Here is an 11,808-nt window from a genome sequence, read left to right on the forward strand (position 1 = left end):
AAAACACATTTGATATTATATATACGGTTAAAGTAAGAAAAAAGATTAAAAAAGCATGAACTCTAAGAAAATAGCAAAGCTAGATAGTTTTTCTTCTTGTCTAAAACCAAAGCGTTTTCTACTAAAATCAAAACCTATAAGCCACGAATTTTTTAAATTGTCATCGTAAGCGCGATATCCAATACCAGCTTTATACATGTTACCATTTTCAAATGCCTTTCCTAAATCAACAAGTTTTCCATAACCACCTCTTACAAAAACTTGATCGTCAAAATCTAAGATATTGTAGTTGAAACCTAGATAAACAGGAAAGAAATTTAAATTTTGGTCGACATAATGATCGTATTCAATATTAAGATCAATGCTTGATCTTGTATCAAATTGATAGCCTAATGTGTTATTTAAGAAAACTCCGTTAAGATTAATAAATGATTGGTCATTATCTTGTCCAAGAGTATAATCTTCATTGGTTGTTAATGTAGCAGATACTGATGCTTTATAGAAAATACCACTTGTTTTTTGATCATCTTGTGCGTGTATTATTGAGAAAAATAATAATAAAAATAATGTAGAGATTTGCTTCATGATAGTTTTAGTTTAGAGGCAAAACAGGTATCAATAATTATTCCGAAGAAAGAGAACTAATAAAATCTTCTGGAGAAACCGCATTTTTAACATCATAATCTCCAATTTTTGTACGACGAAGAACTGAAAGATGCGCGCCAGAGTTTAAGGCTTTTCCAAAATCGTGAGCCAAAGAACGTATGTAAGTCCCTTTACTGCAAATGACTCTAAATTCTACGTTATTACCATCAATTTTGTTGATTTCAAATGTTGAAATACTAACTTTTCTAGATTGAATTTCAACAGCTTCACCTGCACGAGCGTATTCATACAATCGTTTTCCGTCTTTTTTTAATGCTGAAAATACTGGAGGAAATTGATCAATCTCTCCAATAAATTGTTTTGTTGCATTATGAATGTTTTCTTCGGAAATGTGCTCGGTTGGAAACGTTTGGTCTATTTCAGATTCTAAATCGTAAGAAGGTGTTGTACTACCTAAAACAAAAGTACCTGTGTATTCTTTATCCTGACCTTGAAACGTATTGATTTGTTTGGTCATTTTCCCTGTGCAGATAATCAATAAACCCGTTGCTAAAGGATCAAGCGTTCCTGCATGACCTACTTTTATTTTTTTGATGTTATAGGCTTGTCTAATTTCCCAACGTAGTTTATTAACCGCTTGAAAAGAAGTCCACGTTAATGGTTTGTCAATGAGTAAAACTTGACCAGCTTGAAAGTCTTCTGTAGTCATCTATTATTTGTTTAGTAGAGCAAATATAATAGCGATAATCCCAACAACTACGCAGTAAATTGCAAAGTATGAAAGTTTGCTTTTTTTAACGAGAGCAATCATCCATGTACAAGCAAATAATCCTGCAATAAATGCAGCGATAAAACCAGCACCTAAATTGATTAAATTAACGCTTTCATTCGCAATACTGCCACTTACTTCATGAGCAACATCACCATTTGAAACATTGTTCAGAATATCACCACTTAATATATCTTTGGCGATCTTTCCGAAGATAAGAGGTACAACCATTAAAAATGAAAAGCGAGCAGCTTTAGTTTTATCGTTTCCTAATAAAACAGATGTAGAAATCGTTGCTCCAGAGCGTGAAATACCAGGAAGCATTGCTATAGCTTGAGAGATTCCAATTATAAAAGCATTTGAGAATGTTACTTTTTTATTAGTGTCTTTTGCTCTATCTGCTAAAAATAATAAGGCAGCTGTAACCAAAAGCATACAGCCAACAAGTAGAATGTTACCTCCAAATAATTGCTCCAATTGCTCTTCAAAAAAGAGACCGACAATAACAGCAGGAATCATAGATAATGCAATTTTAGAAACAAATTGTAAATCTTCGTTCCACTCAAATTTTAGAACACCTTTTAAAAGACTAAGGATGTCTTTTCTAAAAACAACTATCGTACTTAAAGCAGTTGCAAAATGTAAAACAACAGTAAATAATAGGCTTTCTTTAGGTAGAGATTCATCTCCTAAAATAGCTTTTCCTAATTCTAAGTGACCACTTGATGATACAGGTAAAAACTCAGTAAGACCTTGTATAATTCCTAATATAATTGAATCGATGATATCCATGAGGCAAAAATATTAAAATTACAGATATAAAGTCTATTATATATGGACGGATTTAACTTGAAAAAGTAGAATCTCTAATAATTAGGTTGCTTTTAATCTCTACGGTTTTGATGCCAGTAAATTCATTAGGATTATCAATTTCTTCTATGAGATATTTTATGGCTGTAGATCCAATGCGTTCACCTGGTTGATCTATAGTTGTAAGCATTGGTTCTATGATTGTTGAATGAATAGAATTGCTAAATCCTACAACTGCGATATCTTCTGGGATTTTAATTTTGAATTTTTTTAATGCTTGTACAACTCCAATTGCAGCACTATCGGTAATTGCAAATACAGCATCAGGTCTGTTTTTTAAGCTTAGTAATATATTTGTCATACGCCTACCTTGTTTGAGAGTAATATCTTCAACACTCAAAATTATTTTTTCATCAATAGCAATGTTGTGCTCATTGAGTGCCCTTAAGTAACCAGTATATCTTTTTTCAGAATTATAAGAATACTCACTTTCTTTAATGATGGCTATTCTTTTTTTTCCAATATTTATGAGATGTTCGACAGCGTCAAAAGCAGCCTCTTCTTCATTAATGACAATTTGTGTACAGGGGATTTTATTAGATACTTTATCAAATAAAATTAAAGGCACAGTATCCATGGTTTTAATAATGTTCTCAATGTTTCTTGTTCTTTTTGTTAGTGACATTAAAATACCATCTACTCCAAACTGCATCATAGTTTTAAGCATTTCTGTTTGTTTAGAAATGTCATTATCTGATTCTGAAATAATAACTCGATACCCTTTTATAGCTGCTTCATCTAATATACCTTTAAGGATTGTAGCTGTAAAATAATGAGTAATGCTAGGTACGATTACACCTATAATATTGGATTTGTGAGACCTAAAACCTTTAGCGAAGATATTTGGTACATAACTGAGATCGTTGGCCAACCTTTTTACTTTCTCTTTAGTTGATTCACTAATATCTGGATGATCATTTAATGCTCTCGATACTGTTGAAATTGATAAATTAAGCTGTTTAGCAATCTCTTTTAGAGTGGTTATTTTCTTTTTCAATGTGTTTATTTAAATGCAAACGTTACCGCAAACGTTTGCGTAGTTATTTGTTAATATTTTGAGGTTAAAATTAACAAAATGACAATAAATTTATACAAATATTAACTAATTAATAATCCAATGAAGAAAATTTTACTATTGTTTGTGCTCTTAATAAGTACAATTACTGTTTTTTCGCAAACAGAAATTAACGGAAAAGTAACTGATGATTCTGGAGTTCCTATTATAGGAGCTAACATTATTATCAAAGAAAGCACATCTGGAACAAACTCAGATTTTGATGGAAACTATAATTTTTCTACAAGTCTAACAGGAAGTCAAGTAATTCAAGTTTCTTATTTAGGTTACTTGACCTATGAAAAACAAATTAGTTTAGATGGAACAACATTAACAATTAATATCATCTTAGAAGAGGGAGGAAGTGCCTTAGATGCTGTTGTATTAACTGCAACATCAACAAAAAGGTCTCAAAAGGAAACACCTATGTCAATTACTTCTATTGGTGCCAAAAAATTAGCAACAGTCAATACAAGTAGTCAGGCAGATGTTCTTAGAAGTATTCCTGGAATTACTGCTGAAGGTGGTGGAGGTGAAGTAGCTTCAAATATATTTGTAAGAGGTTTACCCTCGGGTGGACAATACCAATTCAATCCTCTACAAATTGATGGGATGCCAGTTCTTAGTACGTTTGGACTAAATTCTTCAGCTCATGATGTTTATTTTAGGAATGATATTGGTATGAAAAGTTTAGAATTTGTAAGAGGTGGTTCTTCTATTCTTTATGGAGTAGGTTCAGTGGCTGGGATAATAAACTATACTAGTGTGACTGGTTCATCACAATCTAAAACAACATTAAAGACAGAAGTTGCGTCTAATTCAAGATACAAAGCAGATTTTGTTACTAGTGGTCCATTAGGAGGAGAGAATTCAAATACCTTTTATGCGATCTCTGGATTTTATAGATATGATGAAGGACCATTAAAAACAGGTTTGCCAACCGAAGGTTTCCAATTAAGAGGTAATATCAAACATGTTACAGATAAAGGGTCAATTACCTTTTCAGGACAATGGATTGATGATGCAGTTCAGTTCTTTTTGCCATACCCTTTAGAAGGAGGTTCAAGAAAACGTCCTACTGGAAATGATGGTCAAGAAATATTTACTTTACAAACAGCTGCTGCTTCTGATATTTCTTATGCAACACCAGATGGTATCTATAATTCGCCAATTGAAGATGGTGTTTCCACTTTAGGTGGGTATTTTTTGACAAACTTTAAGCATCGTTTTTCAGATGATTTAAAGTTAGACGCAAAACTTAGATATTCTAAATATAAGCATCAATTTAATCTTTTTCTTGATGGTAGTGGTGTAAGTGGAGCTAAAGCAGTAGAAACACAACAAGAATATTTAGATGCAAGAGGTTTGACTTCTGGTGATTTTACATACCTAAATGGACAGCCTTTAGCTTCAAATGCCTTATTATTTGAAAATAGAATATTAGATCGCAGTAGACCGTTGCAAGAGTTAATGGCAGATATTAAGTTTACTAAAACTGCAGGAAATCATAATATTACTTTTGGAACTTTTATGTCTAGATCTGAAGGTGGTGATTTTAATGTTATAACTAATTATCTGGGAGAATATAATGACAGACCAGAGTTGATAAATGTATCTGGCTATTCTGTAAATGGTGTAACCAATAGAGGAACAGCTTACACAAATAGAAATATTTCTAGTAATAAAATAGCTGTTTTTGTAGCAGATGAATTAAAACTTGATCGCTGGAATCTAGATTTTGGTGTAAGATATGAAAGAGCTTCAGGAGATATTGAAGTAGAAGGAACTCAATCTTATGTAGTAGATAATACAGGTATTGCAAATTTAGACAATGTAACTTGGGGTAATGGAAGTTTTACAAGAGGTCACGTTTCTGCAGATGATTTTGCAGTTGTTGTTGCTGGTTTATACAAAATTAATGATGACTTAAGTGCTTATGGAAACTTCTCAAGAGGATACTTCTTTCCAGAACTTAGAGGAACACAGTTTGATGATTTAGGTAACCCTTCTTCATATGATACTGAAAAAATCATACAGGGAGAATTAGGTGTAAAGTACTCTAAGAATTCCTTCTCAGGAACCGCTGCTTTATATTCCGTAAGTCTTAAAGATAGACGATCAATTAGTTTTGTTAATGCTCCAGGAGGAGGATTTATTGAAGAAGTAGATACACAAGACACAAGTACTTTTGGATTTGAAGGGACTTGGAATTGGAAATTTGCCGACAATTTTAATTTTGGTGGCTCATTAACATACCAGGATCATGAAATCACAAAATCTGAAGCAGATTCTGAATTAGAAGGTAATGAGTTAAGAAGACAACCAAATCTATTGACTACATTTTCCTTAGACTATGTGACATCTAAATTTGATGCAGGTGTAGTCTATAATTATACAGGTAAGAAATTCTCAAATGACTCTAATACTATTGAACTTGATGCTATTGGTTTAGCAAGTTTAAATTTAGGATACACATTTGAACTCAGTGATGATAATGAAACGCTTCGTTTAGGAGCACAAGTATTTAATCTTTTTAATTCTGACGGGATTACAGAAGGATCACCAAGATTAGGAAATAACCAAACCGAAGAAGAGTTTTTCGTTGGAAGACCAGTGCTACCAACAAGAGTTTTCTTTAATGCAACTTTTAATTTTTAAGTTTGAATTTGATTTAGTTTCACTAGAATGCATTGATGTTATTCATAGGCATCAATGTATTTCTTATTTATTTTTCCTCAATGAAAAAAACATTACAACAAAAAGCAGAACATATTTTAGACTCAAACTTCAAAACCGAAGGTGAGTTTACCATTCCTTGTGAAAACTTATATCCATTCCAATGGTTTTGGGATTCAGGTCTAATTGCAATTGGCTTTGCACATTATGATATGCAAAAGGCAGAAAAAGAAATAAAAACCTTACTTAAAGCGCAATGGAGTAATGGATTTATTCCTCATATTATTTTTCATACTGAAACAGATAGTTATTTTCCTGGAGCAAACTTTCATCGCTCAGATTTACATCCAGAGTCTAATCCTAAGTATAAATCAACAGGAATGACTCAGCCTCCAGTAACTGGTTTTGTGCTAAAAGAAATTTATAGAATAAGTGAAGATAAAGGGGCAACGCTAAAGTTTATTGAATCACAAATTGATAAAGTATATGATAATCATAGGTATTTTTACGAAAATAGAGATCCTCAAAATGAAGGTTTAGTTTACATATATCATAATTGGGAATCAGGAACAGATAATTCACCTATTTGGGATGATATTTGGAAAACTATGAATCCTCCAGAGTATGATTTCGAAAGACGTGACACAACACATGTAGATCCTGAAGAACGACCAAGTAAAAGAGAATATGATCACTACTTACACATTATTGAGATTGCTAAAGCAAATAATTATAATGATGAGAAAATAGCAGAATTATCTCCTTTCTTAGTTCAAGATCCTCTTTTTAATGCAATGTTGATTAAATCTAATGAGTCATTGATTGAGTTGTATAAACTGATTGGAGGTCATGAAAATAAAATTAAACAATTAAAAAAATGGCAACAAAAAAGTATAACCTCATTTAATGATAAATTATTTGATGAGGAGTTAGGTGCTTATGTTCATTATGATTTAAGAAATGAAAGAGCTTTAAAACATTTGTCATCATCATCATTTGCTCCATTATTTGCAAATATTCCTGATACAGAAAAAGCAGAAACAATGGTTAAGGTTATGATGGAAAAATTCGGAAACGAAAATCAATACCTATGTGCATCATTTGACCCAACAAGTGAACGCTTTAATCCAAAAAAATATTGGAGAGGTCCAGTTTGGGTAAACCTCAATTGGATGCTGTATAATGGATTGAAGCAATATGGTTTTAATGATATAGCCGAACGTGTTAAAACAGACACAATCACGATAATAGAAAATAATGGGTTCTACGAATATTTCGATTCAAGAAAAGAGATGCATAAGGATAATAAAGCAGGTTATGGTGGGAATAATTTTTCTTGGACAGCAGCTTTGTTAATAGATTTATTAAATGAATAATTTTTTAAACATTAGATATTGTGATTATTCTTTAAGTTCTTTTGTTGATAACGCGTTTAATGTAGAAATAATGAACCGTGTAGGTTGTATAATATAAGAAACAGTTTTCCAGCAATAATAGGTAACAGGATAACTGATGTTCTATTAATTACTATATTAAAAAAGTAAATGGAAAGATACCGTTAATTCAGAATTAAAACTTTAACTAACTAATAAAGATTAAACTCATAAATTATGAATTGGCTAGACTATAGTATTATTATATTTTACATAATTTTCTTTTTAGGAATGGGTTTTTTCTTTAAGGATAATAAAGACTCAAAAGATTATTTTTTGGGTGGAAAAAGTATGAGTTGGTTTCCATTAAGTCTATCTACAATGGCAACACAGTTATCAGCCATAAGTTTTATATCTGCTCCAGCTTTTGTAGGTTTAAAATTAAATGGAGGTATGAAATGGTTAACTTTTGAGTTTGCTGTTCCGTTGGCGATGATCTTTATTATGATTGTTATTATTCCGCCTTTATTTAAATCAGGTGTAGTAAGTATTTATGAATTTGTAGAAAAACGATTTAGTACATCAACAAGGTTGATTTTAAGTGTTGTTTTTCAAATTAGTAGGGCTTTAGGAACTGGTGTTATGGTCTACACTATAGCGATTATTCTTCAAGCTGTTTTAGATATAGATTTTGTATACACCATTTTAATTATTAGTGTAATAACTATAATTTATTCATGGCAAGGTGGTATGAAAGCTGTTGTTTGGGGTGATGCTATACAGATGATCATATTATTCGCAGGATTAATTATTTGCTTGTATTTTGGATGGAGTCTTCTGCAAGACCATGGTGGTTTAGAAGCTGGTTTTGATCCAGAACGTTTAAAAGTAATAGACTATAATTTAGGAATTGGAGAAGGAAACGAATATGGCTTACTACCAATGATTGTTGGTGGATTTTTTCTTTATGCTTCGTATTATGGTTGCGATCAAACACAAGCACAAAGGATGTTGTCTGCTAAGGATGAAAAAACGATTAGAACTCTTTTACTAGCTAATGGTCTTTTAAGATTTCCAGTGGTTTTAATTTATTGCATTATGGGACTTGTTATTGGTGGATTAATAACAGTAGCACCAGATTTCCTTGAAGAAATAGCTACGACTACTCAAAAATATTTTCCAGAGGAATATGCAACTCATGGAGTTAAAGCAGATTTGATGGTACCTGTTTTCATCATGAAATATTTACCTCATGGTCTAATAGGTGTATTAATGGTTGGTATTTTATCAGCAGCCATGTCCTCTTTAAGTTCTACAGTGAATTCATTATCTGCAGTAACTGTTGAAGACTTTTTTAATCGTGGTAAAGTAAAATTGAGTAACAAGAAGTACATGCTTATTTCTAAAGGTTCCGTTGTGTTTTGGGGACTTGTTTGTATTGGAGCTGCCTTTCTTTTTGGAGGTAGTAAAAGTGCTGTGATAGAAATTATTAATGCTATTGGTTCGGTATTTTATGGACCAGTTTTAGTGACTTTCTTTTTAGCATTCTTTTCAAAAAAAGTAAATCATATTGGAATGAATGCTGGTATTATTTCAGCAGTATTAATTAATCTCATATTTTCAAAAACGATTCAAGAGTTATTTCATATCGATTTAGGGTTTAATATTTTCTGGATTTGGCTTAATTTCACAGGTGTCATAATAGCTTTAGTAGTTGCATATACTGTGAGTGCATTGACAAGTAAAACAAAAATAAAAAGTATTTCTAATTTTAATGTAACGATTAAGAAAGAGGACTTCATGATAAAAGAAGTTTACATTCTTGTAGCATTTTTTATCTTTATTTTAATATTTAGTTATTTCCTTCCATCCATTTTAAGTTAAACTAAATGAAAATAGTATTAGCACCCGACAAATTTAAAAATTCCCTAACCGGAATAGAGTTTTGTGATGTTGTTGAAGCAGGTATAAAAACCATACGGACTGATGTTGAAATTGTGAAGTTGCCTCTAGCTGATGGAGGAGATGGTACTATTGATGTGGTCAATTATTATCTAAAAGGAAAGGTAATTAGTGTTGAGGTAAATAATCCTTTTTTTAAACCAGTCCTTGCGTCTTACTTATATTCTGAAACTTCCAAAACTGCATTCATTGAGATGGCTGAAGCTTCTGGCGTTAAACTTCTAAAAAAAGAAGAATTTGATTGTATTAATGCTACAACTTATGGTACTGGCGAAATGATTGCAGATGCCATTATAAAAGGAGCAAAAACAATTATTTTAGGTATTGGAGGTAGCGCAACTAATGACTGCGGAATTGGTATGGCTAATGCTTTAGGTTACAGATTTTTAGATTCATATGGTAAAGATGTTAAACCAATAGGAAAAAATTTATCCAAAATAGTCACTGTTGATGATAGTAAAGTAAACCCTGAACTTAAAAATATTAATTTTAATATCGCATGTGATGTTTCTAATCCTTTGTATGGAAAAGTAGGTGCTGCTTATATCTATGCTCGACAAAAAGGAGCGACAGATGAGGATGTTAAACACTTAGATAAAGGTTTAGAGGATTTCTCTAAAGTACTTTATAAAACGTTTCAAGTTAATCCGCAATCTATTAATGGAGCAGGTGCAGCAGGAGGAATGGGAATTGCTTCAAAACTATTTTTAAATGGTCTGCTACAACCAGGGATTGAACTTATAAAAAAACTCGCAAATTTTGATTCTAAAATTGAAAATTCAGATTGGGTTATAACTGGTGAAGGTAGTCTTGACCAACAAACTTTTTCTGGTAAAACCATAAAAGGTGTTGTGGCTTCAGCTAAAGAAAAACAAATTAAAGTAGCTGCCCTTTGTGGTAAATCTGATTTAAGTGAAACTGCTACTAAAAATTTTGGAATTGATTATGTTGATACTGTAATGAATTATTCAAAGAGCATGGAGGATGCAATGCAGAACAGTATTCATTATGTAAAAGAGATGGCAAAAAAGTTTGCTAATGAGCTCTAAATAGAGTTTACTTTTTATTAGGATTTAATAAGATCGCATACACTTGGATTCCGAAACCTAATAATACAAGAGTTGGAGCTAATCTAATACGTGTCCAACTAAAGATTGATGGGTCAAAAACATTAGGGTCATCACTTCCGCCACCAGACATTATAATAAAACCTATCACAATAGATGCTAAACCAATGAGCATGAATTTGTAGTTCTTTTTTCCGAAGATAAATTCGCCTTTAGATATGTCGTTACGTTTCTGTTCTCCCATGATATCATATTAATCCTCTCTTATACTTTGTACTACCTAGTTTTAGCTTTGTTGCATACCTTTAGAGAAGAATTCTGTAAAATAATCTCGCCTCTAATTGCTAGTTGTACAAAATGTTATGAGGTACCGTAAAATAATTTTGGTATGTGCAAAGTAACAGTTTTATTTAAAACTTTTGCGTTAAGAGAATCTAAATTTTTATGGATGCCTTTTTCTTGGGTTTTCCGTTATAAAAAGGAATTAATAATACAGTTGATCTGTCTTTAAATTTAAGAAACGCTGTGTCGCAATAAAAGTACTTATCCAAGTGATAAGAATTCCAAGTAGAAAAACACCAGCAAATAAAGCGCCAATTAAGATAGGTTGCTGTATCAATTCTAGTTGTGGGAATGTTTTGTTCAAATAATATAAAACAACACTCATTCCTAGTAATGCTACGATGGCTCCAATAATTCCTAATTGAATACTTTTAGATACAAATGGCTTTCTAATAAAACGTTTGGTAGCTCCAACCATTTGCATCGTTTTAATGATAAAACGTTTAGAATAAACAGCTAATCGTATTGAGCTATTAATTAATAATACAGCAATTAAGGTAAATACAGCACTTAGTATCAAAACCCAAAAAGTGATTTTTTTAACGTTATTATTCATGATTTCAACCAAATCATTATCGTATTTGATATCTTCAATAAAAGCTTTGTTAGATAACTCGGCAGTGATGCCATCTAAAGTTTCGTTGGTAACATAATCTGCTTTGAGATAAATATCAATAGAATTTTGCAGTGGGTTAGTACCTAGAAACTCCATAAAATCTTCACCAATATCAGACTTTACAATTTGAGCAGCCTCTTCTTTAGATACATATTTAGCCTCTTTAGTGTAATCTGCCATGGCTAAACTTTTTTGAAGCTGGTTCACTTCAACCTCTTTAGCAGAATCATTCAAGTATATAGTAACAACAACTTGTTCTCTAAAATGGTCGGCTAATTTTTTGGCATTAAGCACTAACAATCCCAAACATCCCAATAAAAACAAGACCAATGCAATACTTATCACTACAGAGAAGTATGAAGAAATTAATTTGCGTTTTTGATATTGATCAAAAGATGATGCCATAAAAGATAGAGATTAATGCTGTAAAAATATAAAAGAATATGAACAAATACTTCAAAAGATTTAAGTCT

10 protein-coding genes are annotated in these 11,808 nt (G+C 31.7%); 4 read left to right on the top strand and 6 right to left on the bottom strand.

The features are described from left to right. Positions 1-45 precede the first annotated feature (45 nt). From IM744_RS02255 to IM744_RS02270, 4 genes are read right to left on the bottom strand one after another with little or no spacing between them, the layout of a single operon-like run. Positions 46-585 (bottom strand): hypothetical protein, encoded by a 540-nt coding sequence (locus tag IM744_RS02255; RefSeq protein WP_194506457.1) that lies wholly within the window; start codon positions 583-585, stop codon positions 46-48. 37 nt (positions 586-622) lie between these two features. After that, positions 623-1,315, bottom strand: a complete 693-nt coding sequence (gene truB / locus IM744_RS02260; protein ID WP_194506458.1) for a tRNA pseudouridine(55) synthase TruB — start codon at positions 1,313-1,315, stop codon at positions 623-625. Positions 1,316-1,318: 3 nt separating this feature from the next. Continuing rightward, on the bottom strand, positions 1,319-2,167 hold the full coding sequence (locus IM744_RS02265) for an undecaprenyl-diphosphate phosphatase (protein ID WP_194506459.1): 849 nt from the start codon (positions 2,165-2,167) through the stop codon (positions 1,319-1,321). Positions 2,168-2,219: 52 nt separating this feature from the next. Then, complete coding sequence (locus IM744_RS02270) at positions 2,220-3,242, bottom strand: LacI family DNA-binding transcriptional regulator (protein WP_194506460.1); 1,023 nt, start codon at positions 3,240-3,242, stop codon at positions 2,220-2,222. Between the two features lie 120 nt (positions 3,243-3,362). Here IM744_RS02270 and IM744_RS02275 point away from each other — a divergent pair, with 120 nt between their 5' ends. The 4 genes from IM744_RS02275 to IM744_RS02290 all read left to right on the top strand — a co-directional run bounded on the left by IM744_RS02275 (position 3,363) and on the right by IM744_RS02290 (position 10,359). Next, on the top strand, positions 3,363-5,957 hold the full coding sequence (locus tag IM744_RS02275) for a TonB-dependent receptor (RefSeq protein WP_194506461.1): 2,595 nt from the start codon (positions 3,363-3,365) through the stop codon (positions 5,955-5,957). An 80-nt stretch (positions 5,958-6,037) separates the two neighbouring features. Then, the gene (locus tag IM744_RS02280; protein ID WP_194506462.1) at positions 6,038-7,351 is read left to right on the top strand and encodes an MGH1-like glycoside hydrolase domain-containing protein; all 1,314 of its coding nucleotides are present in this window, start codon (positions 6,038-6,040) and stop codon (positions 7,349-7,351) included. 234 nt (positions 7,352-7,585) lie between these two features. Next, positions 7,586-9,232, top strand: a complete 1,647-nt coding sequence (locus tag IM744_RS02285) for a sodium:solute symporter family transporter (protein ID WP_194506463.1) — start codon at positions 7,586-7,588, stop codon at positions 9,230-9,232. 5 nt (positions 9,233-9,237) lie between these two features. Beyond that, on the top strand, positions 9,238-10,359 hold the full coding sequence (locus IM744_RS02290; RefSeq protein ID WP_194506464.1) for a glycerate kinase: 1,122 nt from the start codon (positions 9,238-9,240) through the stop codon (positions 10,357-10,359). A gap of 7 nt (positions 10,360-10,366) precedes the next feature. Here the strand turns inward: IM744_RS02290 and IM744_RS02295 are convergent, their stop codons facing one another. Both IM744_RS02295 and IM744_RS02300 read right to left on the bottom strand, forming a co-directional pair. After that, entirely contained in the window at positions 10,367-10,621 is a 255-nt protein-coding gene (locus IM744_RS02295; protein WP_194506465.1) for a DUF3098 domain-containing protein, read from the bottom strand. Between the two features lie 240 nt (positions 10,622-10,861). Then, a complete protein-coding gene (locus IM744_RS02300) occupies positions 10,862-11,740 on the bottom strand; it encodes a cell division protein FtsX (RefSeq protein WP_194506466.1) in 879 nt (292 codons plus the stop codon). Positions 11,741-11,808 lie beyond the last annotated feature (68 nt).

The sequence above is a fragment of the Psychroserpens luteus genome, from assembly GCF_015319355.1.
GTDB lineage: Bacteria > Bacteroidota > Bacteroidia > Flavobacteriales > Flavobacteriaceae > Psychroserpens > Psychroserpens luteus.

Excerpts from the sequence above, each read along its gene's own strand:
- IM744_RS02275 (WP_194506461.1), top strand. The coding sequence starts at position 3,363 with ATGAAGAAAATTTTACTATTGTTTGTGCTCTTAATAAGTACAATTACT.
- IM744_RS02265 (WP_194506459.1), bottom strand. The coding sequence starts at position 2,167 with ATGGATATCATCGATTCAATTATATTAGGAATTATACAAGGTCTTACT.
- IM744_RS02255 (WP_194506457.1), bottom strand. The coding sequence starts at position 585 with ATGAAGCAAATCTCTACATTATTTTTATTATTATTTTTCTCAATAATA.
- IM744_RS02300 (WP_194506466.1), bottom strand. The coding sequence starts at position 11,740 with ATGGCATCATCTTTTGATCAATATCAAAAACGCAAATTAATTTCTTCA.
- IM744_RS02290 (WP_194506464.1), top strand. The coding sequence starts at position 9,238 with ATGAAAATAGTATTAGCACCCGACAAATTTAAAAATTCCCTAACCGGA.
- IM744_RS02285 (WP_194506463.1), top strand. The coding sequence starts at position 7,586 with ATGAATTGGCTAGACTATAGTATTATTATATTTTACATAATTTTCTTT.
- IM744_RS02280 (WP_194506462.1), top strand. The coding sequence starts at position 6,038 with ATGAAAAAAACATTACAACAAAAAGCAGAACATATTTTAGACTCAAAC.
- truB (WP_194506458.1), bottom strand. The coding sequence starts at position 1,315 with ATGACTACAGAAGACTTTCAAGCTGGTCAAGTTTTACTCATTGACAAA.
- IM744_RS02295 (WP_194506465.1), bottom strand. The coding sequence starts at position 10,621 with ATGGGAGAACAGAAACGTAACGACATATCTAAAGGCGAATTTATCTTC.